The organism is Pseudoalteromonas sp. APC 3691, from assembly GCF_030408135.1.
Lineage (GTDB): Bacteria > Pseudomonadota > Gammaproteobacteria > Enterobacterales > Alteromonadaceae > Pseudoalteromonas.
The window spans coordinates 61,666-87,182 of the sequence record NZ_JASDCB010000011.1 but is presented as its reverse complement, the minus strand read 5'-3'; the positions used below and the strand labels follow the sequence as shown (position 1 = coordinate 87,182).

Here is a 25,517-nt window from a genome sequence, read left to right as displayed (position 1 = left end):
TTTGAGGAGCTTGGTTTATATCCAATAGAAAAAGTGAATACGGGATGGCTTGCTTTATCAGCGTTTAGGAAATAAGTTGATAAAATGTGAAGGGTACAGGAGCCGTATACGAGGTCCGTACGTACGGTTCTGTGAGAGGGATGAGGCATAAGCCTCACCCTACTCGATGTTTCTATATGTCTAATACCAATCCGCAATAATACTTAATTAATTTGAGTGATTAAACCTGCCGTTAACTGCGTTAAAAATTTCTGATATAAGACAAAAATAACGAAATTTTTGCCTTGTTATCGACACGATTTTCTTACCTCAAAATAGATCACTTAATTAAGCGAATAGGTATAATCTTTTAGATACACTACAAAAAGTTAATTTTAGTATTAAAAATTGCTGATCATTTACTCATTTTTACCGTATAACTGGCTATTATGTTAATTCATCGCTAGCTATGTAATGTTATGTAAAGTAAGTTGAGCAAAATTTGCCAAAGTGCTTGAATTACGTTCATAAATAGCAGTAATTTAGGTTTAATTATGATCTGGCAATGCAAGCCAACCCTACTGGCAATTAGTGTGATGCTGCTCAGCGGCTGTGCGAGTGATTTAAACTCGTCGCAGCGCATGCAAGTCCCTAATAATATGCCTCAGCAATGGCAGCAAGAAGCATCAAGCTCAGTATTAAAAGTACAAGAGCAATGGCTTACACAATTACAAAATCCTACGCTTAATAAATTTGTACAACAAGCACTTAAAAACAACCAACAGCTTTTGCAAACGAGTTATGATGTTGAAATTCAAAAGCAGCAACTTATAGTCTCGGGCGCTGCACTTTGGCCAAGCCTCGATTTATCAACACGTACAAGCCGTAGTAAAGACAACCGCCCTGTAAGTTACGACAACGCAAGCTCCGTAAGTTTAAATTTAACTTACGAGGTTGATTTATGGGGTAAGCTTTCTGACGCCAAGCGCGAAGCTAATCTTAACTATTTAGCTCAGCAGGCACGATTTGAGCAAGCTAAACAGCAACTCGTTGCAGATGTGGTAACAGGTTGGTTTGATGTGGTTACGGCGCAGCAATTACTGGATTTATTTAAGCGTCGCGAAGCCAACTCACAACAAAATCTCGATATTATTGAAGCTGGCTATCGCCAAGGCATAAACGAAGCGCTCGATGTGTATTTAGCGCGTAATGAGCTTAATAATGAACGCTCTCGCATTGCCACTCAAACAGCGAGTTTATCGGCATCAGCACGTGTACTTGAGCGTTTACTTGGTGAATACCCAAAAGGCGCTATTACTGCTAGTAGTGACTTACCTGTTATTAATACCGATATTCCTCTAGGATTACCTTCTGAACTTATAACGCGAAAACCTACTCTACGTGCAAGTTGGTATGAGCTTTTAGCAGCCGACGCATCATTGGCATATGCGCACAAACAACGCTTTCCAAGTTTAGATTTAACAGCTTCATTAAGTGATAGTACAGACAGAGTAAGCGACTTGTTTTCTCCATCAAGCCTTGCATGGTCTTTGTTAGGTAGTATTTCAGCGCCACTTTTTGAAGGTGGGCGCTTAAAAGCCAACGAAGAAATAGCGCGTCTTAACACTCAAAAGCAAGAGCAGCTTTATTTGCAAACGCTTTATGACGCATTTGGTGATGTTGAAAATGCAATTTCGCAGCAGCACTCCCTTAAAGCGCAATACAGCAGTACTCTTGAAGCGCAAGAAAACGCACTTGCTGCAGAGCAATTGTCGTTTGAGCAGTATCAAAGTGGCTTGGTAACTTACACGACAGTGCTTGATGCCCAAGATCGCTCTTTCGATGCGCAAAGCTCCTTAATCGATATTAAAAACCAATTAATAGCCAATAGAATTAACTTACACATTGCCCTTGGTGGTGATTTTGCAAAGCCCTCAAGTGAACTAAAGAGCAATAACGATGAAAACTAAAACAGCAAAAATTATTATTCCAGCGGTGGTTATAGTTGCCACTATTTTAATTGTTATGTTTATTAAAAATAACACGCCTGAGGCTAAACGCTTTGGGACACCTCCTAAGGCATCAATAAGTGTGGCTGCGCTTGAGCTAAAACCACAAAATTATCAAGTGATGATAGACAGCTACGGTACTGTAAAACCACGTACACAAAGCTTGTTAGTGGCTCAGGCATCAGGACAAATAATTGAAGTAAGTGATGACTTTAGAGAAGGCGGTTTTTTTGAAAAAGACGATGTACTTTTAAAACTAGACGACAGAGATCATCAGGCTGAAGTTAAATCTGCTCAAGCCAATTTATTAACCGCAGAGCAAGGTTTGCTAGAAGAGAAGGCGCGTGGGCAACAAGCTATTACCGATTGGAAGCGCCTTGGCGGCTCAAATCAGGCAAGCAGCTTAGTACTACGTGAGCCACAACTAGCAGCCGCTGAAGCTGAGGTTTTATCGGCGCAGGCAGCACTTGAAAAAGCGATGCTTGATTTAGAGCGCACTAAAGTAACGGCGCCATATGCGGGGCGTATACTCAGCCGCAGTGTTGATTTAGGGCAAGTTGTTACTAACAACACACAGCTAGCCACCATTTACGCAATCGATAGCGTTGAGATTCGCCTACCAATTAAAAATAAAGATCTCCCATTTGTAAATTTACCAGAGCAGTATCGCGATGGTGCTAAAAACCAAGCGGGTTCAATTGTTAAATTTACTTCTGACTTAGTAGGTGAGCAAACGTGGCAAGGGCAATTAGCACGCACAGAAGGTGCTATAGATGAAGGCGCACAGCAGCTTTATGTAGTTGCTAAAATTAATGACCCGTATAAAGCAACAGCAAATAACCAGTACCCAATAAAAATTGGGCAGTATATAAAAGCGCAAATTACCGGCAGAACAGTATCTAACGCACTTATAATTCCTAACAGTACAATTTATCAAGGAACGTACGTTTACATTGTTGAAGGTGGCGTACTTAAGCGCAAAGACATCACACTAGCTTGGCAAAATGCGACTCAGGCGATGATAAAAACCGGTTTAAACGCAAATGATAAACTTGTTATTACTCCACTTGGCCAAGTAAGTTCAGGAACTCAAGTAAGTATTTTAGGTGAACAAAGCGCAGATCAACCTAAAAGCCGTGGAGCGAATGGGCAAGGTAAAGGAAAGCGCCCTACAGCTGAGCAACTTGAACAAAAAGCAAAAGAGCTTGGTATTAGTGTTGAAGAGTTAAAAAAACGCCGTCCAGCAAAGCAAGGAGATAAGCCATGATAGCTTGGTTTGCCAAAAACCATGTTGCTGCTAACTTATTGCTAGTAACGTTGCTGCTGTCGGGGCTTTTTAGTTTATCGACTAAAATACCGCTTGAAGTATTCCCTTCATTCGAAACCGACATGATAAGCGTGAACGTAAGTTTGCGCGGCTCAACACCAGAGGATGTAGAGCAAGGCGTAACAATTCGTATAGAAGAAGCCGTACAAGATTTAGAAGGTATTAAGCAAATATTTAGCCGCTCTTCTGAAGGCTCAGGCTCTGTAACAATTGAAGTTGAAACGGGCTACGACCCGCGTGAGCTTTTAGCTGATATTAAAAGTCGTGTAGATGCAATTAATACCTTTCCAGCGGATGCTGAAAAGCCAATAGTCGCGCTTGCGGAACGAATTCGCGAAGTTATCGCGGTTACCGTATCAAGTGATTACGGCGAAAAAGAAACCCGTGAATACGCAGAAACAGTACGCGATCAAATTCTACGTTTACCAAATGTGACGCAGGTAGAGCTAAGTGGTGTTCGTGATTACGAAATTGCCATTGAAGTAAGCCAAGACGTTCTTCGCCAGTACGATTTAAGCCTTGCACAAATATCGAGTGCCATTGCTAATTCAAGCTCTGATATTTCTGCTGGTAACTTAAAAACTGAAGGTGGGGACGTACTTATAAGCTCTAAAGGGCAAGCATATCGTAAAGATGAATTTGCCAATATTGTTGTTAAAAACCAAGCTGACGGCACGATTATTCGTTTAGGCGATATTGCAATAATTAAAGACGATTTTGAAGAAACCCCAGTACGTACTCGCTTTAATGGTAAGCAGGCTGCATTTATCGACGTATATCGAATTGGTCCACAAAGTGCGATTACTGTTGCTGACGAAGTTAAAAATTACATAAAAGAGCAACAAAGCTCCCTTCCACAAGGATTTGAACTAAGTTACTGGGATGATGATTCGGAGCTGGTTAAAAGTCGAATTGCCACACTAACGACCAATGCCCTACAAGGCGGTATTTTAGTACTTGCTTTACTTACTTTGTTTTTACGACCTGCAATTGCATTTTGGGTATTTATTGGTATTCCGGTATCGTTTATGGGCGCGTTTATAGCGATGCCTATATTTGGCGTAACCCTTAATATTATGAGTTTATTTGGCTTTATATTAGTACTTGGGATTGTTGTTGATGACGCCATAGTTACTGGCGAAAATGTCTATACCCATTTAAAAACAGCTAAGTCGGGGGAGCAGGCCGCAATTTTAGGTACTCAAGAAGTTGCAACACCAGTAACATTTGGTGTATTAACTACCGTTGCCGCCTTTCTACCTTTGGCCTTTATTGAAGGGGCACGCGGTGCTTTGTTTGCACAAATACCGGTAGTGGTTATTCCGGTATTATTGTTTTCATTGATTGAATCTAAATTTGTACTACCCGCACATTTAAAATATATAAAACTACGCCACGAAAAAGGCGAACCTTCAAAGTTTGATGTTATTCAACAGCGTTTTGCAGATGGATTTGAAAACGCGATTTTAAAATATTACCAACCAACTTTAAATTTAGCACTTCGCCATAAATTGGCTTCGGTAAGTTTGTTTGTTGGTGTGTTTATAATAATTTTAACCATGATCACTAGTGGTTGGACTAAGTTTGTATTTTTCCCGCGTATACCAAGCGAAACAGTCCGCGTTAACTTAACACTACCAACAGGTACGCCGTTTGAAGTCACTAATAAATACGTAATTGATATGTCGCAAAAGGCGCAGCAATTACAAGAAAAATACCGCGACCCAGGTACAGGTGAAAGCGTTATTTTAAATATATTAGCCACAACAGGTGGGCGCGGTGGTGTATCTAATTCAGGTTCTGTACGCTTTGAAATAACACCGGCTGAAAAGCGTGAATCAGAAATAGGATCAAGAGAGCTTGCCAGCGAATGGCGCGATTTAATTGGTGTCATTCCAGGTGCTGAAAGCTTAACATTTAGAGCTGAAATTGGCCGAAGTTCTGACCCAATTGATGTTCAGCTTAGCGGGACTTCGTTGACTATTTTACAAGACGTGGCTGATCACATTAAAACCCGTTTATCGACCTACCCAACGGTATTTGATATTGCCGATAGCATGTCTGATGGTAAAGAAGAGTTACAAATAGAGCTTACGCAGCAAGGCTTAGCGCTGGGATTAAATAGAGTCAATGTTGCAGGTCAAGTGCGTAATTCGTTCTTTGGCTCGCAAGTCCAACGTATTCAGCGCGGGCGTGATGATGTACGAGTAATGGTACGCTTGCCCATAGACGAGCGCCGCTCTGTAGCCGATTTACAAAATATACTCATCAATACACCTACTGGTGGCTCGGTGCCGTTATCGCATGTTGCAACTCTTACTGCAGGGCAAAGCCCGTCAACTATTAACCGAATAGACCGCTACCGTACTTTAAATGTAACAGCGGATATCGAAAAAAATAACACCAACATGACCATACTTCAGGCTGACCTAACGGAGTATTTAGATGAGTTAATGCAACAATACCCTGGAGTAGATTATAAACTAGAAGGTGAGGCTAAAGAGCAGCGAGAGTCGTTTGGGTCATTGGCTTGGGCGCTTGTGTTTGTATTTTTCATAATTTATGCGCTATTAGCAATACCGCTTAAATCTTACTTACAGCCAATTATAGTAATGAGTGTAATTCCATTTGGCATGATAGGTGCTGTAGTCGGGCATTGGATTATGGGCATGGATTTAACCATTATGAGCTTGCTTGGTATGCTCGCTCTAACTGGGGTGGTAGTAAATGACTCGCTTGTACTAGTTGATTTTATCAATAAAAAGCGCAGTGAAGGCGGCAAATTACTAGATGCAGTTAAACTTGCCGGTGCATCGCGTTTTCGCCCTGTAATGCTAACAAGTTTAACGACCTTTATTGGCTTAATGCCGTTATTATTTGAAAAAGCAACTCAGGCGCAGTTTTTAATACCTATGGCGGTAAGTCTAGGGTTTGGGATTATTTTTGCGACCTTTATTACTTTATTGTTAGTGCCAATAAACTACATGATGATGGAGCGCTTTCAAGGTTGGTTTAAGTAAATAAGCGTAAGCATTTAAAATTTAGCTGTAAGTAAGAAATTGCTTGCAGCTTTTTTTGCCAAAAATTATAAAAATAATGTACGAAGGTATAGCAAAAAAATGAATAAGTAATAAGAGGGGGTATTAAAATAAGAAGGTGTTCCCCAAGATACGGTACCCGGTTTCAGTCCTGAAACCAGAAGGTTTCAGGGCGGAAATCTGCGGTTTACCGTAGGCTTCTCGGTACATGCCGAGCTTGCACAATAGTAGACGAACAGAAATCCTGGTATAAAATTTATCGGCTCAGGGACTTAACCAAGCTCCGGTACCCCAGGGAACAATTTAAGTATATAAGACATAATCCAATCCTTAAACCCCAAACGTAAAAAATTAAACCGTTCGCTTAGTTTTCCCGCACCTTTAACTCGCCATTTACTTTATCGCATGGTTTTTGAGCTTGATCATACAATTAATTGGAGTTGCTTTTTATCGAGTGGTAGCATTGCCTTAACTTGCAAAGCGAAGATTCGATTATGAACGATTTACCCGATTACGAAAAAGCTCAACTGCTTTTAGAAAAAAACGAAATATTTGTATCACCTGCCGAAGCGCATGGTGTAATTAGTGGTTTACTTGCGTGTGGTTTAACCATTGACGACAAAGAATACTTAGGCCTTTTGAGCGATGTGTTTAACGATGGTGAATCATTTAGTAACGATTTAAAGCAATTTTTTGGCACTATTTATAAGCAAGTAGTTGCGAGCTTTAATGATGACGAGTTTCAGTTTGATTTATTTTTACCAAACGATGACGAAACACTCATCGATCAGGCTAATGGCCTCGTATCATGGGTAGCAGGGTTTATGCTTGGTTTTGGCTTAAAGCAAAAAGATTACGGTAAGTTATCAAGCGATGTTAAAGAGGTTATTACTGACTTTAGCGAAATCACTCGCCTAGATACCACTTTTGAAGAAACCGAAGAAGACAGCCAAGCGCTGCACGAAGTGATTGAATATGTGCGAGTATCAGCACTACTTTGTTTTGCAGAGCTTGGTAAAGAGCAAAACACGCAAAGTACTAAAAAAACACTTCATTAGTTTAAAAAGTTAAACGGGTTGGTTAATAATGGTTGAAGTACAAAAGTCAGAATTTAAAGCACGCCGTGAGCGTTTACTTGCGCAAATGGATAAAAATAGCGTTGCTATTATTCCCGCTGCGAGCGAAGTTACCCGTAGCCGCGATACCGAATATGCATTTAGACAAGATAGCGACTTTTTCTATTTAACAGGCTTTAACGAACCCGACGCTGTACTTGTACTATGTAACAACAGCGATGCACCTAGTACTTTATTTTGCCTAGATAAAGACAAGCTTGCCGAAATTTGGCATGGCCGCAGAGTTGGCTTTGATAAAGCTAAAAGTGACTACTTGTTTGATGAAGCTTACCCGTTAAGTGAATTAAACGATAAGCTACTCGATATACTAAATGAAAAAGATGCGATTTATTTTGCACAAGGTGCTTATCCTTCATTTGATACCAAAGTGTTTACGTTACTAGGTACACTTAGAAGTGGTGCGCGAAAAGGCCTCAAAGCACCGAGTACTTTAAAAGAAATACGCGGCCTTATTCATGAAATGCGTTTGTTTAAATCGCCAAGCGAGATAGATGTTATGCGAGAAGGCTGTGAAATTAGTGCGCGAGGGCACATGCGCGCTATGCGTTTTTCACACCCCGGAGCTACTGAATTTCAGCTAGAGGCTGAGCTACATCATCATTATGCTATGAATGGTGCGCCGCATCCTGCGTACGGCACAATTGTTGGTAGCGGCAACAACGCCAATATTTTACATTACACGCAAAATAGCGATGTATTAAAAAATGGCGACCTGGTACTTATAGACTCCGGTTGTGAACTACAAGGTTACGCCGCCGATATCACCCGTACTTTTCCAGTAAATGGTCAATTTAGCGAAGAGCAAGCCGCGCTTTACAATATTGTACTTAAAGCGCAAGAAGTTGCCTTTGATGAAGTGAAACCAGGTGGTTATATGTCGCACGCTAATAAACTAGCAATGGAAGTAATGACCCAAGGTTTACTTGATTTAGGTATTTTAACCGGCGACTTTGACGAGCTAATGGCAAAAGGTGCATGTAAAGAATATTACATGCACGGCCTTGGGCATTGGCTTGGTTTAGATGTACATGATGTTGGCGATTACAAAGTAAGTAACGTTGAGCGTGCATTTGAGCCGGGTATGGTACTCACCATAGAGCCTGGGCTTTATATAAGTGAAGACTCAAGCGCACCGCAAAAATACAAAGGCATTGGTATTCGTATTGAAGATAACTTGCTAGTTACCGAAACCGGCCATGAAAACTTGACCCTAAGCGTGCCTAAAAAAATTAGCGATATAGAAGCACTTATGCAAAGTGCTAAAAACGTATAAAGCTCGGAGAGCAAAGTGGCTAAGCAGTTTGATGTAGTTGTTATTGGCGGTGGTTTAGCGGGAGCAAGCTGCGCGTTAAGTGTGGCTAAAACTAATCCGACGTTAAATATTGCCGTTGTAGAAGCGAATCAAGTAACCGGCGACTACCACCCAAGCTTTGACGACAGAAGCATTGCACTTGCTCAGCAATCGGTAGAGTATTTACAAAGCCTCAATTTATTTGAACAAAATGCCCCTTACACCGCAGCAATCAAAAAAGTGAGCGTGTCTGATCGAGGCCACTTTGGCAAAGCGCATATTAATTGCGACGAATTTGCTAAGCCTTCACTTGGTTACGTAGTAGAAGTTAACCCATTTGGCCGAGCGCTTCACCTGCGTTTAACGCAGTCAAACATTGCGCTTTACTGCCCCGATAGCGTAATTGCTATTGAGCAAACATTGCATAGCAATACACTTACCCTGCAAAGCGGCGAGCAATTAAACGCAGCGTTATTAGTTATTGCAGATGGTGCACAATCTCCCACACGTAATTTACTTGGGCTTGGTTTTAATACCCAGCCTTATGAACAAGGCGCAATTATTGCTAATGTAGAAGTGGCTGGTGGGCATAATAATCATGCCTTTGAGCGTTTTACACAAAGCGGGCCTATGGCGTTATTACCCATGAGTAATAACCGTTATTCGTTAGTGTGGTGTATGAGCCAAGATCAGGTTGAACAGCACATGGCACTTAATGAACAAGACTTTATAAGTGCCCTACAAAGTGCGTTTGGTTATCGCGGTGGTCAATTTACTAAAGTAGGCATGCGCACGAGTTACCCGCTCGTTTACGGGCAAGTCGAGTCTTTAATTACGCACCGTACAGTGGTTATTGGTAATGCCGCACATGCTATTCATCCTATTGCAGGGCAAGGTTTTAATTTAGGCCTTCGCGACGTGCAAGTACTAAGTAATTTAATAGCAAACAGCCAACACTGTTTAGGCAGCTATGCGTTTACACGTGAATATTCTAAAAGGCGCAGTGATGATATAAAAACCGTAATGAGCTTAACCGATGCACTTGTTAGGCTTTTTTCAAACTCATCGCGAGTGCTCGCATTGGGGCGCAGTATTGGGTTGTTTTCGATGGATTTATTTCCCGCATTAAAAGCGCCATTAGCCAAACAGTTAATGGGGCAAGTTAAACAAGGTAGGCGTTTATGAAGCAAGCACAGGTTTGTATTGTAGGTGGTGGCTGCGTAGGGCTAACACTAGCACTTGGATTGGCAAAAGCCGATATAAGCGTCGTTGTACTCGACGGCGCACCAACACAAGCGTTGCCAACTGACGAATATGGTTTGCGCGTAAGTGCGCTAAGCATTACAAGTCAAACCTTGCTTGAGCAATTAAACGTATGGCCAGAAATTATCGCACAGCGAGCGTGCGCTTATACGCATATGGATGTACGTGATGCCGACAGTTTTGGCAAAATAGCGTTTGATAACAAACAACTTGAGCTTGAGCATTTAGGCCATATTGTTGAAAACGACATTATCCGCTACGCGCTCATAAAAGAGTTGGAACAACAAAGTAGTGCCACGTTAATGTTCGATACACAGTATCAGCAAATACATCAAAGCGAATCAGATGTATTTATAACGCTTAAAAGCGGCGAGCCAATTATTGCAAAACTGCTGGTGGCCGCTGATGGGGCAAACTCAGCTATTCGCAAACAATTTAATATGGCGCTTAGCTTTAAAGATTACGATCACCATGCGCTAGTTGCGACTGTTAAAACTAAAGAGCCGCACGCAAATACCGCACGCCAAGTGTTTTTACCAACCGGGCCGCTGGCATTTTTACCTCTGAGCGATGCAAATACCCATTCAATAGTATGGTCTACTAGCCCAAACCACTGCGATGAGCTGCTTGCAATGGACGATTGTGCCTTTAATAAAGCCGTAATGGCAGCCATAGATGGCCAATGCGGGCTATGTGAAGTGCAAAGTGCGCGCGCAGCTTTCCCACTTAAAATGCGCTACGCCCAGCAATGGGTTTCAGGCAAAGTAGTGCTCATTGGCGATGCTGCACATACAATCCATCCACTTGCAGGGCTTGGTATGAACCTAGGCCTAAAAGACGCCGCTTATTTAATTGAGCTACTCACAAGTGATAGCAAGGAGTTTGCAAGCACTCGTACACTTCGCGATTACGAACGTACCCGTAAGCTCGATGCGCAAAAGCACATAGCCATGATGCAAGGGCTAAAAGAGTTATTTGAAGGTGCAAACCCGGTTAAAAAACTTATTCGCGGAGTAGGGCTCTCACTCATTGATAATTTAGGCCCAATAAAACACCTGTTCGCCAAAGAGGCGATAGGGAAGTGATGTAGGTTGAGTGAAACAAAACTCCACGAGAAAAGCGGTTAGTTATTCGCTTTTAATAAAAAACCGATGTTTAATTTAAGCATCGGTTTTTTATTAAAATAAATTAAGTACTTACTTTGTATGTTTTTTCGGTAAACTTTGTTATTTTTACATTAAATATAATAAAAAGTTTTTACTAAATTTTAAGGAAGAAATAAATGTTAAAAATAACACTCTTATTTTTTTTATTAACTGCGTCTGTAGTTCATGCAAAAGATAAACCGTGGGAGTCTTACGCTAAACTTCCAATGGTAGAGCAACCACAAATATCGCCAAATGGAGAAATGATAGCAACACTTTATAATACTGCTGAAGGCCCTACTATCAGTTTAGCTAAATTTCCTAGTATCAAATTCAATATATTAGCAAGTCTCAAAAAAGATAAAGACAGAGTCGACTTTATTCGTTGGTCAGGTAATAAATATATCATTGTTTCTGCTAGTTACCCTGAATATGTCAATGGTCAATACATGAGAGTTTCAAGGTTATATTCGATCAATGTTGAAACCAATGAAAGTAAAATGCTAACTACGCGACGTTTTTCTGAATATAAGTGGTATAGATATCAGAGTTTCAGACTCGTTTCCTCACTTAAAAATGAGCCAGATTTCGCGCTAGTGTCAACGTTTGATGAAAAAGATAAAGCTTATTCTGTTTTTAAAGTTGAATTAGGTGATTCTAGTTTTGATAAAATTCAGAGGAATAAAGAAAATATTGGAAGTTGGTATGCAGACCCTAAGGGAGTTTTACGCCTGGGGATCGCAATTGATAAAAAAGATGATAAGTTTATTGCTTCAATATGGTATCGAGCAAAGAAAGATGAAGCATTAAAAATGATTCATACCCATATTTTGGGTGAAGATAGTACTTTCTCCATCCAAGGCCTTAATGAAGATGGTACAAAAGCTTACGTCCTTTCTGATCGTGTATTAAACAGACAAGCTTTATGGTCATATGATATCGAGTCAGGGGAGTTTGAAGAGCTTGTTTATAGCAATGATAAATACGATATAAATAATGCAATCGTTAATAGTGAGGGCGATTTTATAGGGGTTGGCTACTATGATGATTTCTACAAGAGCCATTATTTTTCAGAGGTAGACGGTAAGCAAGAGCTTATGGTTGCTAATTTATTTGGTGATAAGCAAGCTAGTATTGTTAGCCGTAGTAAAGATAGAACACGAATTCTTGTAAATGTAATAAGTGATTCAGTCAGCCCTACTTATTATTATTTTGATTTAAACACAAAGAAGGGCGGCGCTTGGCTATCTAAATTTCCTTATTTAGCACGTAATAAATTTGTACCAGTGCAAAACTATAGCTTTAAAGCGAGCGATGGAGCTGAAATCTCAGGCTATTTTACAAAACCAGAAGGAATTAAAACTCCGCCGCTAATTGTAATGCCTCACGGAGGACCGCATAGTCGAGACTACAAATACTTTAATCGAGAGCTTCAATATTTAGTTAGTTTAGGTTATGCGGTATTGCAAGTGAACTTCAGGGGCTCTGAAGGTTTTGGTAGTGCTTTTGAAACTGATGGTTATTATCAGTGGGGTAAACGTATGCAACAAGATGTATATGATGCAATGGATTGGGCTACTAGAACAGGATTAACATCAAAAAATAATGCATGTATTTATGGCGCAAGTTATGGTGGTTATGTTGCATTAACAGCTGCATGGCAAGAGCCCGAACGCTTTAAATGCATTATTAGTATTTCTGGAATATCGGATCTAAAAGGGTTAGTTGAAGATGAAGAGCGACAAGATGCCTACCTAGGTAATATTGTTGATATGACTGATAGTAAAGCCGTTGATGCATTATCTGAGGTTTCGGCAATCAATATGATTAACCGAATTAAAGCCCCAATTTTGCTTATCCATGGGACAAAAGATACGAGAGTCGACTATCGACAATCAAAATATTTTTATGATAAAGCAAAGCGAAACCTAGATATAAAGTATGTTGAAATTGATGACGGAACACACTTTTTTGATGATCCAGAAAGCTTAAAAGTACAATACAAAGAGGTTACTGAGTTTCTTAAAAAGCATTTGTAAGTAAATCAAATGAGCTTTTTTATTCAAAACCGATGTTTAGTTTAAACATCGGTTTTTGTTTTATGGTGGTTTTAAATATATTAAAAGCTTCGCTTTTCACGCGAGCAAGCTCGGCGTCTACATGCAAAGTTTCACACTGAGCTTAATTTTACCTGTAGGCGTTTAGCTTGCTGACGCGACGAGCGTTGCTCGTAATTACTATCGTTAGCTAAAAAGTGCTTTGCGTTAAATCAGTTACAAATTCTCTTGCGCTTCATTCACCATATCTTTGAGTGCATCAATTAACATTGGATCTCGCGAGTTTTGCTTAGCAAGTTCTAATGCGTATTTCATACTGGTGACGGCCTCTTTGAACTGCTTATTCGCAGTATACCCTTGCGATAAACGCATGTGAGAATAGGCTGCACTTGGGTAATGGGTAGTAAAGTGTTTAAGCGTGGTAATAGCTTTAGCTGTGTTACCAAATTTTTGCTGGCTATGCGCAAATTCTACGTACACATCTTGTGGAATTTTAAGCTCAAATCCGTATTTATCACTCAGTGCTTGGTAGTAACCGGTAATAAGCGATACATCAGCAAATCTTCCGTGCTCATCAGTAACTTTAAATATTAGGTCGCCAAATAAGTGAATTAGGCTATCGCTAAGTGCTGGTAGTATGGTGCCCATATGAGAAAAAGTAGGGTAATGCTTATATTCCCATTTTAGCTGTGTGGGCATTTGTTGCTCTAAATTTACTAAAGTATTTAATACGCCAGTATAAAAGCGTGCTCCTTCGCTTGCTACACTAATAAACAATGATTGACCGCCTTTCGGTTTTTTAGCGTATTTTGTAATATTAGTTTTTAATTCCTCATCACTCCACCAACTGTTTGGGCTTATAGCTATATAGTTGTTAAATAATTCAGGCTGATTAACTAAGGTATAAAGCGCTAATGTACCAGCATTAGAGTGACCAATTAAGGTGCTGTAGCCGTTAGTTGAGTAGTTGCTATTTATATAGGGCATGAGTTCGTCAGACACAAACTTTAAAAAATTGTCAGTTTGCCCAGCGTCAGGCCATTTATTTTTAACAAAGGTTTGAAACTCAGCTTTAGGCTCACCTTGTACTTTAGGTAAGTAATCACGAACGCGGTTAGTTGTATCAATGCCAACAAGCATTACATTAGGTATTTGCTCGTAATCAACAAGGGATTTTATAACACCAGACGCCGTATGGAAGTGCTCAACACCATCAAGTAAATAAATAACATAAAGCGGCTGATCATCTTTTACAGTATCAGGTATAAAGATTTTGATAGGCCTGTCTTCGTTAAGTATGTTTGATTGTAGAATGACTTTTTTACCAACGGTAATGTCGGCTGTAGAGGTGTCTGCGTAGCTTAAAAAAGATGTACTAAAAGTAAGTGTTAATACAAGCGATAGTAAGACCTTCATAAATATCCTTATTTAATAATGTGTTGCTCAATAATTGCACGACTTTAGGTTTGAGTAAATGTTTATATTTTACGGGCAAATGTAGAATTCAAGTAATTAAAAGCAACGTTTTTCACGCGAGTAAGTTTGGCGTCTACTTATAGGCGTGCAGCCTGGTGGTGCGATGAGGGAAGCCCATAATAATTACCTTTAGATACTTATCTATAAAAGCTTAAAAAACCTGCTTGCTTAATTATCCATCTAAGCGTAAAATGCGCGCTCATTTCGGCTTTTAAACTATTAATTCCTTGCCTTAAACCGACCGGCCGAAACGGTAGAAGGCTCTATTAACCGTAAGGAATATCCATGCGTCATTACGAAATCGTATTCATGGTTCACCCTGATCAGAGTGAGCAAGTAACTGGTATGATCGAACGTTATACTGGTTCTATCACTGAAGCTGGTGGTACTATCCACCGTCTTGAAGACTGGGGCCGCCGTCAACTGGCTTACCCAATCAACAAGCTTCATAAAGCTCATTATGTTCTTATGAACGTTGAAGCACCTACTGAAGTAATCAGCGAGCTAGAAACTACTTTCCGCTACAACGATGCAGTGCTTCGTAACTTAGTTATCCGCACTAAAACTGCTGAAACTGAAGCGTCTCCTCTTGCAAGAGAAGAGAAGAAAGAAGCACCAGCTGCTTAATTGTTTTGAGTCCTAGCATGGCACGTAGTCAGCAGTTAGTGTAATGGTTAGCCCATATATGAATCAGCTGGTTATATCTGGGGTAGTTTGTAAAACGCCCAAGTTTAGCCAAAGCCCTGCAGGCATCCCGCATTGTATTTTTGTTGTAGAACATAAATCAATGCAAACCGAAGCAGACCTTAACCGTAATAGTTATGTGAGGCTTCAGGTGGTTGCTAGTGGAAAGCAAATGCAACAACAGACTCAACATTTGCACGTTGGGCAGGCATTGCAAGTGAGTGGTTTTTTAAATCGCCACGAAGGTCGTAACGGCCTTAGCCAATTGGTTTTGCATGCTCAGCATATAGAAAGAATTATTTGAGGAATTAATCTCATGGCACGTTATTTCAGACGTCGTAAGTTCTGCCGCTTTAAAGCGGAAGGCGTAAAACAAATCGATTACAAAGATCTAGCTACTCTTAGAAACTATGTTACAGAAAGTGGCAAAATCGTACCTAGCCGTATCACAGGTACTAGCGCTAAATTTCAGCGCCAGCTAGCAACTGCTATTAAGCGTGCTCGCTACTTAGCCCTTCTTCCATACACTGACTTACATAAGTAAGCAGCGGATTAACAGTTTTTAAAAGGTGTAGAAACATGCAAGTTATTCTACTAGATAAGATCGCTAACCTAGGTAGCCTAGGTGAACAGGTTGTAGTTAAATCTGGTTTCGCACGTAACTTCCTTTTCCCTCAAGGTAAGGCAGTTCCTGCGACTAAAGCTAACATTGAAACTTTTGACGCACGTCGCGCAGAACTTGAAGCGAAAATTGCTGAACAGTTAGTTGCTGCACAAGCACGCGCTGACAAACTAGAAGCATTAGCAGAAGTTACATTAGTATCTAAAGCTGGTGACGAAGGTAAGTTATTCGGTTCAATCGGTACTCGTGACATCGCTGACGCTATCTCAGCTGTTGGTGTTGAAGTTGCTAAGTCAGAAGTTCGTTTGCCTCTAGGTACTATCCGTGAGACAGGTGAATTTGACGTATCAATTTCAGTTCACTCAGACGTAACGGCTACTATTAAAGTAATCGTAATCGCTGAAGCTTAATTTTTAATTAAGCGACAAAAGCCGTGCTATTTATTAGCGCGGCTTTTTTGTGTCTGTAATTTGGCTAACTTCGTTTATTAGTTACTAGTTAAGGGCACAGTTAAATACAACCTCGTACAACCCTCTTTTTTATTCAATTATTTTTTCATTCCCTTTAAACCTTTTCGAACTGTTATTACGTCTAACTTATCAATACACTAACCCAATAATAATAATTAAAAGGCGACATCACGGATGTTACACGTTAAACCCGAACAAACGCCTTTATGCGAAGCTACACTTATTGAACGTGTTAAGTCGGGTGAGCAGGCGGCATATACAACGCTTTATGAGTTACATATAAAACGAGTCTACGGTTTATGCTTACGTTTATTAGCCGACCAAGCGCATGCTGAAGATGCAGCGCAAGAAGTGTTTGTACAGGTGTGGCATAAAATAGCGCAATTTGACGGTCGCTCGCAGTTTTCTACTTGGCTTTACAGTGTTGCCAGCAATATTGCGATTAACTACCTACGCAAGCAAAAAAATTGGCTACAAAAAGTAGTGAGCATTGAACACAGCGGTATGGATGAGCAATCAGCTAATGATTGCGAAGGCTTAAATGGCCTTGATAAATTAATAGTAAGGCTTCCTGAGCGTGCACGTATGGTGTTTGTGTTGTTTGCAATTGAAGGTTACAGGCATGAGGAAATAGCCGAACAGTTAGGTATGGCTGTTGGTTCAAGTAAATCGCAATATCATCGTGCTAGGCAGTTATTACAAGAGTGGTATGAAAATGAATAAACCAAATTTTGACGATTACTTAAACAAATCATTAAATACGCTTGATAAAGAGATACCACCACAAAAAGATTTATGGGCAGGGATTGAGCGAGCAATTGTTAATAATAAGCAAAACCCAAAAAATACTGGCACTTGGCCAAAACTAACGGCAATAGCTGCGTGCACATTAGCTACTTTAATTGCTGTAAATATATTTTTTATAGCGCCCGAGCCACAGCCCGTAGTGGCTATCAGTGATTACTTTTCGGCGAAAAAAAACAGTTTGTTAGTTGAATACGAAAATAAAGAAGCATTGACCACTAATTGGCAAACACAACTACAAGAATTAGAAGAGGCTGAACAAGCAATAAAGCAAGCTCTTAAAAATGAACCACAAAACCAAGCGCTTCTGACAATGTTAGCGCAAATATATCAGCAACAACTTGATTTAATTAACAAGGTGCACGCGCCACGTTGGCAGCACATTTAGGAGTACGACATGAAAGCGATTTTATTAGGACTAAGCTTATTTCCATTGGCGGTATTTGCGGGTGAAAAAATAGATAAGCAAATAGACGTACCAAATGGCGGCACTATTTTTATTGAAAACCAACGCGGTGATATACATATTACAGGCTGGGATAAAAACGAATTTAAAGTATCTGGCGAGCTTGATGACAAAGCAGAAGGTTATGAGCTTAAAACGAGTGGCGATAAAACACAGTTCATTGTAAAAATGCCACGTAAATCAAATTGGAATAATAATGGCGATGGCTCAAGTCTAACTATATTCATGCCAAAAAGCAGTAGCTTAGAGTTTGCTGGCGTTAATGTATCGGTGACTGCAAAGGAGCTTAAAAACGGCGCTGAAGTTGATGTGGTTAACGGCGAAATTATGGTAGATGATATTGCCGGTAATATTAAATTGACCACAGTTAATGGCGACGTAAATGCACAAAATTTAAGTGGTAATATTCAATTTGAAACCGTAAACGGCGAAATTAACGATAGGCAATCAAGTGGTGAACTGCGTTTTAGCGCTGTTAATGGTGATATTAAATCAACTTCAAGCGCTAATGATGTACGCCTTGAAAACGTAAATGGCGATATAGAATTTACGCTATCGGCTATTAAAAACCTACGTATTAATACGGTCAATGGCGAAGCAGAAGTACAGATTAACGAGCTTTTAAAAGGCGGTGATGTACGTTTTGAATCAGTAAGTGGTGATGCCGACTTTTATTTCCCACAAAGTGTATCAGCAAAGTTTGAAATTAAAGCCCATGCTAATGGTAAAATCATTAACAAAGTCAGTAGTGACAAAGTCAGTAAAGCTAAATATGGCCCAGCCAGTGATTTAGAGTTTAGTATTAATGGCGGTAATGCAAATGTCGAAATGGATACCATAAGTGGACGAATAGAGCTTCGTACCAAATAACACTCATTCCCCATCACGATTACAAAAAGCAGGAAAGATTTCCTGCTTTTCTATTTGCACAGCCCCTGCAAGTCGATAGAATAGAGCCATTCAATTTTACTACTGTGAAGTTATGGCCAAACCAGATAAGCAAGTCGATACTCTTAAAGTTCCTCCCCATTCAATAGAAGCTGAACAATCTGTTTTAGGTGGCTTAATGCTTGATAACCAAGCTTTTGACCGCGTAGCTGAGCTTGTTGTATCACAGGATTTTTATACCCGCACGCACAAGTTAATTTTTGAGGCGATGACGGCACTTGCTGAGATTGGCGATCCGATAGATTTAATCACTATTTCTGAAAGTTTAGAAAAAAATAATAAACTTGCAGGTATTGGTGGTTTTGCTTACTTAGCCGAAATTGCTAAAAATACGCCAAGTGCAGCCAACATTGATGCCTATGCAAACATTGTACGTGAGCGTGCTGTTGTACGTGAAATGATTGGCGTGGCAAATGAAATAGCCGAAGCGGGTTTTAATACCGAAGGGCGTACTAGTCACGACTTACTCGACTTTGCCGAAAGCAAAGTATTTAAAATTGCCGAGCAACGTACAAAAAGTACGGAAGGCCCGCAAAGTATTCATAACATACTCGAAAAAACCGTTGATAAAATAGAAGAGCTTTATCAATCGCCACAAGATGGTGTAACGGGTGTAAGTACAGGTTATGCCGATCTTGATAAAATGACGACAGGCCTGCAGCCGTCTGACTTAATTATTGTGGCAGCGCGTCCTTCAATGGGTAAAACCACCTTTGCGATGAACCTTGCAGAACATGCCGCAATGACTCAAGACAAACCCGTGCTAATTTACTCGCTAGAGATGCCTTCAGAACAAATTATGATGAGGATGTTAGCGTCTCTTGGCCGTATTAACCAAACTAAGGTACGTACAGGTCAGTTAGATGATGACGATTGGGCGCGACTTTCATCAACAATGGGCTTGTTGATGGAAAAAGGCAAAATGTATGTGGATGATGCCTCGGGCTTAACACCTACCGATGTTCGCTCTCGTGCGCGTCGTATTGCGCGTGACCACGGCGGCATTAGTATGATCATGGTCGATTACTTGCAGCTAATGCGCGTACCTAGCCTTGCTGATAACCGAACGCTTGAAATTGCTGAAATTTCGCGTTCACTTAAATCACTAGCAAAAGAGCTAAAATGTCCGGTTGTTGCGCTTTCGCAGCTAAACCGTACGCTAGAGCAACGTGCCGATAAACGCCCAATTAACTCAGATTTACGTGAGTCAGGGTCGATAGAGCAGGATGCCGATTTAATTATGTTTATTTACCGTGACGAAGTTTACAACGAAGACAGTACCGATAAAGGTATTGCTGAAATTATCATAGGTAAACAACGTAACGGCCCAATTGGTAAAGTGCGTTTAACGTTCCAAGGTCAATTTTCTCGCTTTGATAATTACGCGGGACCAGCGGTAGATGACGATTACTAATGCGCTTAGCCACTGCTGAAATTAACTTAACGGCACTTGCGCATAATTTAGCGCAAATTAAGGGCTTTGCACCTAACAGCAAAGTGATGGCGGTGCTAAAAGCAAATGCTTACGGGCATGGATTAGTAACGATTGCGCAGCATTTAAATAATGCTGACGCATTTGCTGTGGCACGTATAGATGAAGGGCTCGCCCTTCGAGCTGGGGGCTTAACAAAACCAATTGTTTTGCTAGAAGGCTTTTTTAACAAAGCCGACTTACCGATTCTGCTCGCCAACAATTTTCAAACTATTATTCACGATGAGTACCAATTAGCGGCGCTTGAAAAAGCAAAGCTAGATGCACCAATAACATGCTGGTTAAAAGTAAATACAGGTATGCATCGATTAGGTATTGCGCCAGAGCAGTTTGAAGCGTTTTATAACCGCTTACAAAAAACACCTAACGCTAAAAATACGGTTAATTTAATGACCCACTTTTCGTGTGCTGATGATGTTGATAATGCTAAAACGGTTCAGCAAATTACGTTGTTTGATAATTTAGTGAATGGCATTGACCAAGCGCATTGTTTATCAAATTCGGCTGGTATTATTGCCTGGCCAAGCGGTCATGGCGATTGGGTACGTCCTGGGCTTATGCTCTATGGTGTATCGCCAATGGCAAATAGTATTGGGCAGCAACACAAATTAAAACCAGTTATGCGCTTAACTACGCGCGTAATTGCAGTGCGTGATGTGCCTGCTAATGAGGCTGTTGGGTATGGTGGTCGTTGGAAAAGCGATAAACCAACCAAGCTAGCTGTAGTGGCTATGGGTTATGGTGATGGTTATCCTCGGCATGCTAAAGAGGGGACACCGGTAATAATTGGTGAGCAGCGTTATGGTATTGTAGGTAGCGTAGCTATGGACATGATCAGCGTTGATATAGGCGCTAATGAGCATAATATTAAAGTTGGCGACAGAGTCACTATGTGGGGCCCTGAGCTACCAGTTGAAGAAATAGCACTGTGCGCTGATACTATTCCTTACGAGCTATTATGTAATATTACACCACGCGTAAGTTATGAGTATCAGCCATAGTTAGTTTTTAGCGTATACCAATTGGGTATAATTACTCTTTTATAAAGTAAATGTCGCTAAAGCCCATACGGGCAAATTCTTGGTCGCGAAAGTTACGAACAGAAGCAGACCCTTTTGAGGTCATTTCTATTTGGCGTACCATGTTTAAGTAATTTGTTAAATCAATACCCTCGGCAGCAGCAATAGCTTGATACATGTCGTGGTATTTATCTTTTGCGAAGTTAATTTCGCGCGGTTGGTTTTTAAATGTATACGTTATTCTGCGTGCCATAATAAGCTCAGTTAAATTGAGTGTTAGTATAATTTTACACTGTATTGAACTGGCATTGAATGATTTGTTTAAATCAAATAATTAAAAAGTAGAGTTTAAAATGAAATTATCAGTAGAGATCAGTAAATATCCACTTCACCAAGATTACATTCCGTTTATTAAAGGCTTTATTGACCGCTTAAATGAATACGAAAATTTAAAAGTGATTACTAATACGCTATCAACGCAAATTTTTGGTGATTATGATTTAGTAATGCAGGTGTTAAATACCGAAATTAAGCGCTCATATGAAGAATTTGGTAAAGCTATTTTTGTATGTAAGTTTCTCTCTGGCGACTTATCGCCTGAATAATCTATAATACCAACCTGCATAAATATTTGATCAATTTAACGAATTAAATTGCACTATAACGTCGTTAAAAATTTTTTATTTAGAACAACTAGATACAAAAATTTTTGCCTAGTTCTAGCGTAATTTTCTTAACGTTAAATAGACCCGTATATAAGCAGATTGGTATAACAATCTGCACAACTAAACGGTAACTGCATAATATGGACTTTTTAACACAAACCTTAAGCGGTTTTACAGCAATGTCGCATTGGGAATACATTGCGGTAGGGTTGTCGATGGCGTACTTATTATTGGCAATAAAAGAAAGCTTATGGTGTTGGCCAGCAGCATTTTTTAGCACGCTCATTTATACAATAATGTACTGGAATGGCGCATTGCTCATGGAGTCGTTACTTAATTTTTATTATATGTATATGGCTGTATTTGGGTGGGTTGTATGGCGAAAAGGCAAAGCTGAAAATCTAAATATTACCTCGTGGTCGATAAACCGTCATGCTGTTTTAATTAGTTTAACAACCGTAGCTGCAATAACTATTGGTTACGTTATGCAAAACTATACGCATGCCGATTTTGCTTATTTAGATAGTTTTACAACGTGTTTTGCCGTAGTAACTACTTACTTAGTTGCTAAAAAAGTCCTCGAAAACTGGCTGTACTGGATTGTAATAGATGCAGCTTCCATGTATTTATATTATGAAAAAGGCTATTACCCAACGCTTGCACTATTTATATTTTATACCATTATGGCGGCGTGGGGCTTTAAAACCTGGTACGAAGAGTACGAACAAAGCCAAGCTAAGCCTTTAGCACAGCTTTAATTAATGATTGAGTATAACCAGCTAATAAAAATGTGTAGGGCGTTTATAGAGCCTACTAGCGTTGTTTCAAGCGAGCGATTACTTAATGGTTTTAGTAACGATAATTTTTTAATACGTACCAAGCAACAAGGGTATTTATTAAAGTGTTATAAAAGCCATTGGCCAGCCATAGGGCTTGAAGCACAGCGTTTTTTAAGTGAGTTTAATATATGTCCTGCACCTGTTTGGCTCGATAAAAAGAATAGCCTTGCGGTATTTAACTATATTGAAGGTAATACAGTGCAATCGGACATAACGCTTAGCTTTATTAATAAACTTGCTCAAGTGCACAATTACACAGTGTCCACCGCGCCAATGGATATAGCTAAAGAGCTGCATTTTTATCAAAGCACCGGCGTATATACGCAATATAAACCTCAAATAGAGCAGGCACTCAAAGCCGTTGCAGCCATGCAATTTGATGAAGGTTTTTGTCATAATGATTTGGTAAAAGATAACATTATTGTCAATGCTTCGGGCATGTATTTAATTGATTTTGAGTACGCGCAAACTAACGATGTATATTTTGATTTAGCGGCGCTTGCAGTGAGCTTTAATCTTAATGAGAGCAGTGAAAGTACATTGTTAAACAACTATAAAAATAGCGTTGATAAAACAAGCACGTTTTACCCATCAATAGATAAGCTAAATTACTATAAGCTGTTTTTTTTGGTGTTATGTATTGCTTGGTATGAGGAGCGCAGCATAACTAGTAAATCTATAATGTTACGTGCGCAGCTAAATAAACTTGTTACTAATACTTTTTTATAAAAGTTACAAACCACCAAAGCGTTCAGCGAGCTCTTTGTACTTTGTTACTTCTGCGGCATCAAATTGTGGCTCGCCGTTTTCGTCTTCTGACTTAGCTATTAGTAAACTCTCGCGAGCAAGACGCTTAACACGCTCAACTTTTACACCTAAAAATTCAGCGGTTTGCTCAGTAGACATTAAACTCATTATTATTTCCTCGTATTAAACTAATCCTCACAGCGACAATCATAATTTTAATGTTACTAAACCGTTACTGTTTCTTATCTAATAAGAATAAATAGCGTGTTTTTAAGCCTTTGTGAAGTGTTTTATTTAAAACAGCTTAATTAATAAGCATATAAGCTGATCTTACTGGTATTTATTTAAAGATCTCTTTATCATTGCCAGTGCTAAAGCACTGATATCGCGAGTTGGTGTGGCGGCAACAAATGTGCTCTCGTGGTGAAATGGATATCACGTGGCCCTCCGGAGGCTGAGTTGTAGGTTCGATCCCTACCGAGAGCGCCATTTGCTTTTATATGTATCAATTATCCTCTTTATATTACCTAGCTTCTTATTAATTACTCTTATATTTAAAAGTGCATTTACTGCAAAAACTTTGAAAGTTAATTTTAAAAAACAGCTTTCTAGTTATTTATACAATGCAAAATTAGCATCCAAAAATCATGTTGTAATTATTTACATATAAGATTTAGTGATAAATGAGGAAGACCGATTCAATGTTAAATAGTCAATTAGAGATACTAGCTCAAGGACACGCTTATCTTGAAGGTGTAACTAAAGAGGACTATTCCCAAGTCATTACTCCTAACTTTATTAGCTCGGCAGGATCTCATATGCGACATATTATCGATCATTATCAATCTTTAATGACCGGCTTTAGCACGCAAAAAGTAGATTATGATTGCCGCTTAAGAGGAGGAGATATTGAAAACTCTCCAACTGCTGCAATAAAAAAAATTGCCGAAATAACAACGTGGGTTGAGCAGCTAAGTCCAGATGATTTTAATAAACCGTTATCACTTTCAAGTGAAGTTTCGATTAAAAGCAAAAATGTACAAACAGTAACAACATCACTTGCGCGAGAGCTTATTTTTGTAGGCAGTCACGCTGTGCACCATTACGCGATGATTTCACAAATTTCTTTTGCTCAAAAGTCGCAGCTCGATCAAAGCTTTGGTTTAGCACCAAGTACAGCTACCTTTTTAAGAGAAAATAGCCAGCCAGCACAACCAAAATCGATGCAAAATTAAAATGTGCACGTTAAGTTACTTTTTAACTGATGATGGCTACGAGCTATTTTTAAATCGCGATGAGCAAAAAACACGAGAAACGGCAATCGCTCCAAGTAAGCACCAGGGTAATGCAATTTTCCCCATTGATCCGCAAGGAGGAGGTACTTGGCTTGGTGTATCGCATTTTGGGCAAACACTCGCATTATTAAACGATTACCAAAGTGTATTTGATATAACTGCGGTAAAGCATAGTAGAGGTCTGTTAATCCCTCATTTACTGAGCAATAAAGCCCCTGCATTGTACCAATTACAAAACATGGATTTATCGGGCTACGCGCCTTTTAAGTTGTGTATTTTTCCGGATGGGCTATCCCTAAATAATAGTCACATCGTTTTTGTTCGGTGGGACACAAAACAATTAATCGATTGCCAAGTTGAATCGCTTGCAACGTCATCTGGCGTTGAGCTAGAAACAGTTACACAAAAGCGTAAACAACAATTTAAGCAACTTATTGATTTAAGGCATCCTGAAAGTGAGCCGTTTTTAGCATTTCATTACAGTAAAGCCGAACAAGGGCAATATGGCGTAAACATGCTAAGAGAAGATGCAATGACGGTCAGTATTAGTCATATTAAAGTTGGTAACACTATACGCTTTAATTATTTTGATAAGCAGTCTCAGCTCATTAGTAGCATTGGTTGTTTAAAAGTGGCTGCAGCTTAACTAAATATTTTTATAGCCATAACTATTACATAATTAAAAACAAAAAAGTCGATGTAATTAATTACATCGACTTTTTTGTTAACTGTATTTTACCTGCTA

At 39.7% G+C, this 25,517-nt stretch carries 25 protein-coding genes, 1 tRNA gene and 1 other RNA gene; 23 read left to right on the top strand and 4 right to left on the bottom strand.

Features of this window, described 5'->3' with window-relative positions:
- Positions 1–533 precede the first annotated feature (533 nt).
- The 3 genes from QL998_RS05845 to QL998_RS05835 are packed head-to-tail and all read left to right on the top strand — an operon-like array spanning position 534 to position 6,335.
- Positions 534–1,949: a TolC family protein gene (locus tag QL998_RS05845; protein ID WP_024604029.1), complete on the top strand. Its 1,416-nt coding sequence runs from the start codon at positions 534–536 to the stop codon at positions 1,947–1,949.
- Complete coding sequence (locus tag QL998_RS05840; RefSeq protein ID WP_182195023.1) at positions 1,939–3,255, top strand: efflux RND transporter periplasmic adaptor subunit; 1,317 nt, start codon at positions 1,939–1,941, stop codon at positions 3,253–3,255. The genes QL998_RS05845 and QL998_RS05840 overlap by 11 nt, the downstream gene beginning before the upstream one ends.
- Positions 3,252–6,335, top strand: a complete 3,084-nt coding sequence (locus QL998_RS05835) for an efflux RND transporter permease subunit (RefSeq protein ID WP_182195025.1) — start codon at positions 3,252–3,254, stop codon at positions 6,333–6,335. The genes QL998_RS05840 and QL998_RS05835 overlap by 4 nt, the downstream gene beginning before the upstream one ends.
- Positions 6,336–6,471: 136 nt before the next feature.
- Here the strand turns inward: QL998_RS05835 and ssrS are convergent.
- A non-coding RNA gene (ssrS, locus tag QL998_RS05830) (6S RNA) lies at positions 6,472–6,654 on the bottom strand.
- Between the two features lie 193 nt (positions 6,655–6,847).
- On the opposite strand from ssrS, the gene QL998_RS05825 reads away from it, so the two are divergent.
- From QL998_RS05825 to QL998_RS05805, 5 genes are all read left to right on the top strand, one after another.
- The gene (locus tag QL998_RS05825; protein WP_002962745.1) at positions 6,848–7,411 is read left to right on the top strand and encodes a UPF0149 family protein; all 564 of its coding nucleotides are present in this window, start codon (positions 6,848–6,850) and stop codon (positions 7,409–7,411) included.
- 28 nt (positions 7,412–7,439) lie between these two features.
- On the top strand, positions 7,440–8,762 hold the full coding sequence (gene pepP, locus QL998_RS05820) for a Xaa-Pro aminopeptidase (RefSeq protein WP_024604897.1): 1,323 nt from the start codon (positions 7,440–7,442) through the stop codon (positions 8,760–8,762).
- Positions 8,763–8,777: 15 nt separating this feature from the next.
- Positions 8,778–9,965, top strand: a complete 1,188-nt coding sequence (gene ubiH / locus QL998_RS05815; protein WP_182195027.1) for a 2-octaprenyl-6-methoxyphenyl hydroxylase — start codon at positions 8,778–8,780, stop codon at positions 9,963–9,965.
- Complete coding sequence (locus QL998_RS05810) at positions 9,962–11,128, top strand: FAD-dependent monooxygenase (RefSeq protein ID WP_024604895.1); 1,167 nt, start codon at positions 9,962–9,964, stop codon at positions 11,126–11,128. Before ubiH ends, QL998_RS05810 begins: the two co-directional genes overlap by 4 nt.
- A 197-nt stretch (positions 11,129–11,325) precedes the next feature.
- The gene (locus QL998_RS05805; protein WP_259365574.1) at positions 11,326–13,227 is read left to right on the top strand and encodes an alpha/beta fold hydrolase; all 1,902 of its coding nucleotides are present in this window, start codon (positions 11,326–11,328) and stop codon (positions 13,225–13,227) included.
- 234 nt (positions 13,228–13,461) lie between these two features.
- Here QL998_RS05805 and QL998_RS05800 read toward each other — a convergent pair whose 3' ends face one another.
- Positions 13,462–14,661: an alpha/beta hydrolase-fold protein gene (locus QL998_RS05800; protein WP_290192293.1), complete on the bottom strand. Its 1,200-nt coding sequence runs from the start codon at positions 14,659–14,661 to the stop codon at positions 13,462–13,464.
- Between the two features lie 345 nt (positions 14,662–15,006).
- Between QL998_RS05800 and rpsF the strand changes: the two genes are divergently transcribed.
- The 9 genes from rpsF to alr all read left to right on the top strand — a co-directional run bounded on the left by rpsF (position 15,007) and on the right by alr (position 21,208).
- Positions 15,007–15,348 (top strand): 30S ribosomal protein S6, encoded by a 342-nt coding sequence (rpsF, locus tag QL998_RS05795; RefSeq protein WP_149593995.1) that lies wholly within the window; start codon positions 15,007–15,009, stop codon positions 15,346–15,348.
- A 43-nt stretch (positions 15,349–15,391) separates the two neighbouring features.
- A complete protein-coding gene (priB, locus tag QL998_RS05790; RefSeq protein ID WP_004588456.1) occupies positions 15,392–15,709 on the top strand; it encodes a primosomal replication protein N in 318 nt (105 codons plus the stop codon).
- A 12-nt stretch (positions 15,710–15,721) separates the two neighbouring features.
- On the top strand, positions 15,722–15,949 hold the full coding sequence (gene rpsR / locus QL998_RS05785; RefSeq protein WP_007378475.1) for a 30S ribosomal protein S18: 228 nt from the start codon (positions 15,722–15,724) through the stop codon (positions 15,947–15,949).
- A gap of 35 nt (positions 15,950–15,984) precedes the next feature.
- Positions 15,985–16,437: a 50S ribosomal protein L9 gene (gene rplI, locus QL998_RS05780; protein ID WP_149593996.1), complete on the top strand. Its 453-nt coding sequence runs from the start codon at positions 15,985–15,987 to the stop codon at positions 16,435–16,437.
- Positions 16,438–16,671: 234 nt separating this feature from the next.
- A complete protein-coding gene (locus QL998_RS05775; protein WP_024600735.1) occupies positions 16,672–17,220 on the top strand; it encodes a sigma-70 family RNA polymerase sigma factor in 549 nt (182 codons plus the stop codon).
- On the top strand, positions 17,207–17,689 hold the full coding sequence (locus QL998_RS05770) for a hypothetical protein (RefSeq protein WP_182195031.1): 483 nt from the start codon (positions 17,207–17,209) through the stop codon (positions 17,687–17,689). The genes QL998_RS05775 and QL998_RS05770 overlap by 14 nt, the downstream gene beginning before the upstream one ends.
- Positions 17,690–17,698: 9 nt before the next feature.
- Positions 17,699–18,637 carry a DUF4097 family beta strand repeat-containing protein gene (locus QL998_RS05765; protein ID WP_290192292.1) on the top strand — a complete coding sequence of 313 codons (939 nt, stop codon included), beginning with the start codon at positions 17,699–17,701 and terminating at the stop codon, positions 18,635–18,637.
- A gap of 112 nt (positions 18,638–18,749) precedes the next feature.
- Entirely contained in the window at positions 18,750–20,129 is a 1,380-nt protein-coding gene (gene dnaB / locus QL998_RS05760; protein ID WP_002963050.1) for a replicative DNA helicase, read from the top strand.
- The gene (alr, locus tag QL998_RS05755; RefSeq protein ID WP_290192291.1) at positions 20,129–21,208 is read left to right on the top strand and encodes an alanine racemase; all 1,080 of its coding nucleotides are present in this window, start codon (positions 20,129–20,131) and stop codon (positions 21,206–21,208) included. Before dnaB ends, alr begins: the two co-directional genes overlap by 1 nt.
- A gap of 31 nt (positions 21,209–21,239) precedes the next feature.
- Here alr and QL998_RS05750 read toward each other — a convergent pair whose 3' ends face one another.
- Entirely contained in the window at positions 21,240–21,479 is a 240-nt protein-coding gene (locus QL998_RS05750; RefSeq protein WP_002963045.1) for a DUF2960 domain-containing protein, read from the bottom strand.
- A gap of 100 nt (positions 21,480–21,579) precedes the next feature.
- On the opposite strand from QL998_RS05750, the gene QL998_RS05745 reads away from it, so the two are divergent.
- The 3 genes from QL998_RS05745 (at position 21,580) to QL998_RS05735 (ending at position 23,459) form a co-directional block, all read left to right on the top strand.
- Positions 21,580–21,831, top strand: a complete 252-nt coding sequence (locus tag QL998_RS05745) for a hypothetical protein (protein ID WP_002963043.1) — start codon at positions 21,580–21,582, stop codon at positions 21,829–21,831.
- A gap of 200 nt (positions 21,832–22,031) precedes the next feature.
- A complete protein-coding gene (gene pnuC / locus QL998_RS05740; protein WP_002963042.1) occupies positions 22,032–22,649 on the top strand; it encodes a nicotinamide riboside transporter PnuC in 618 nt (205 codons plus the stop codon).
- Between the two features lie 3 nt (positions 22,650–22,652).
- Positions 22,653–23,459, top strand: coding sequence for a phosphotransferase (locus QL998_RS05735; RefSeq protein WP_290192290.1), 807 nt, complete (start codon positions 22,653–22,655; stop codon positions 23,457–23,459).
- Positions 23,460–23,462: 3 nt separating this feature from the next.
- On the opposite strand, the gene QL998_RS05730 is transcribed toward QL998_RS05735, so the two are convergent.
- A complete protein-coding gene (locus QL998_RS05730) occupies positions 23,463–23,645 on the bottom strand; it encodes a hypothetical protein (RefSeq protein ID WP_024604886.1) in 183 nt (60 codons plus the stop codon).
- Between the two features lie 246 nt (positions 23,646–23,891).
- Here QL998_RS05730 and QL998_RS05725 point away from each other — a divergent pair.
- The 3 genes from QL998_RS05725 (at position 23,892) to QL998_RS05715 (ending at position 25,418) form a co-directional block, all read left to right on the top strand.
- Positions 23,892–23,966, top strand: a tRNA-Arg gene (locus QL998_RS05725).
- Between the two features lie 212 nt (positions 23,967–24,178).
- Positions 24,179–24,712, top strand: coding sequence for a hypothetical protein (locus tag QL998_RS05720; protein WP_024604885.1), 534 nt, complete (start codon positions 24,179–24,181; stop codon positions 24,710–24,712).
- Between the two features lies 1 nt (position 24,713).
- A complete protein-coding gene (locus QL998_RS05715; protein ID WP_290192289.1) occupies positions 24,714–25,418 on the top strand; it encodes an NRDE family protein in 705 nt (234 codons plus the stop codon).
- Positions 25,419–25,517: the final 99 nt, after the last annotated feature.

What these genes read in the sequence shown, in the direction of transcription:
- QL998_RS05845 (WP_024604029.1), top strand. Translation starts at nt 534, where the DNA reads ATGATCTGGCAATGCAAGCCAACCCTACTGGCAATTAGTGTGATGCTG.
- QL998_RS05840 (WP_182195023.1), top strand. Translation starts at nt 1,939, where the DNA reads ATGAAAACTAAAACAGCAAAAATTATTATTCCAGCGGTGGTTATAGTT.
- QL998_RS05835 (WP_182195025.1), top strand. Translation starts at nt 3,252, where the DNA reads ATGATAGCTTGGTTTGCCAAAAACCATGTTGCTGCTAACTTATTGCTA.
- QL998_RS05825 (WP_002962745.1), top strand. Translation starts at nt 6,848, where the DNA reads ATGAACGATTTACCCGATTACGAAAAAGCTCAACTGCTTTTAGAAAAA.
- pepP (WP_024604897.1), top strand. Translation starts at nt 7,440, where the DNA reads ATGGTTGAAGTACAAAAGTCAGAATTTAAAGCACGCCGTGAGCGTTTA.
- QL998_RS05810 (WP_024604895.1), top strand. Translation starts at nt 9,962, where the DNA reads ATGAAGCAAGCACAGGTTTGTATTGTAGGTGGTGGCTGCGTAGGGCTA.
- QL998_RS05805 (WP_259365574.1), top strand. Translation starts at nt 11,326, where the DNA reads ATGTTAAAAATAACACTCTTATTTTTTTTATTAACTGCGTCTGTAGTT.
- QL998_RS05800 (WP_290192293.1), bottom strand. Translation starts at nt 14,661, where the DNA reads ATGAAGGTCTTACTATCGCTTGTATTAACACTTACTTTTAGTACATCT.
- rpsF (WP_149593995.1), top strand. Translation starts at nt 15,007, where the DNA reads ATGCGTCATTACGAAATCGTATTCATGGTTCACCCTGATCAGAGTGAG.
- priB (WP_004588456.1), top strand. Translation starts at nt 15,392, where the DNA reads ATGGTTAGCCCATATATGAATCAGCTGGTTATATCTGGGGTAGTTTGT.
- rpsR (WP_007378475.1), top strand. Translation starts at nt 15,722, where the DNA reads ATGGCACGTTATTTCAGACGTCGTAAGTTCTGCCGCTTTAAAGCGGAA.
- rplI (WP_149593996.1), top strand. Translation starts at nt 15,985, where the DNA reads ATGCAAGTTATTCTACTAGATAAGATCGCTAACCTAGGTAGCCTAGGT.
- QL998_RS05775 (WP_024600735.1), top strand. Translation starts at nt 16,672, where the DNA reads ATGTTACACGTTAAACCCGAACAAACGCCTTTATGCGAAGCTACACTT.
- QL998_RS05770 (WP_182195031.1), top strand. Translation starts at nt 17,207, where the DNA reads ATGAAAATGAATAAACCAAATTTTGACGATTACTTAAACAAATCATTA.
- QL998_RS05765 (WP_290192292.1), top strand. Translation starts at nt 17,699, where the DNA reads ATGAAAGCGATTTTATTAGGACTAAGCTTATTTCCATTGGCGGTATTT.
- dnaB (WP_002963050.1), top strand. Translation starts at nt 18,750, where the DNA reads ATGGCCAAACCAGATAAGCAAGTCGATACTCTTAAAGTTCCTCCCCAT.
- alr (WP_290192291.1), top strand. Translation starts at nt 20,129, where the DNA reads ATGCGCTTAGCCACTGCTGAAATTAACTTAACGGCACTTGCGCATAAT.
- QL998_RS05750 (WP_002963045.1), bottom strand. Translation starts at nt 21,479, where the DNA reads ATGGCACGCAGAATAACGTATACATTTAAAAACCAACCGCGCGAAATT.
- QL998_RS05745 (WP_002963043.1), top strand. Translation starts at nt 21,580, where the DNA reads ATGAAATTATCAGTAGAGATCAGTAAATATCCACTTCACCAAGATTAC.
- pnuC (WP_002963042.1), top strand. Translation starts at nt 22,032, where the DNA reads ATGGACTTTTTAACACAAACCTTAAGCGGTTTTACAGCAATGTCGCAT.
- QL998_RS05735 (WP_290192290.1), top strand. Translation starts at nt 22,653, where the DNA reads ATGATTGAGTATAACCAGCTAATAAAAATGTGTAGGGCGTTTATAGAG.
- QL998_RS05730 (WP_024604886.1), bottom strand. Translation starts at nt 23,645, where the DNA reads ATGAGTTTAATGTCTACTGAGCAAACCGCTGAATTTTTAGGTGTAAAA.
- QL998_RS05720 (WP_024604885.1), top strand. Translation starts at nt 24,179, where the DNA reads ATGTTAAATAGTCAATTAGAGATACTAGCTCAAGGACACGCTTATCTT.
- QL998_RS05715 (WP_290192289.1), top strand. Translation starts at nt 24,714, where the DNA reads ATGTGCACGTTAAGTTACTTTTTAACTGATGATGGCTACGAGCTATTT.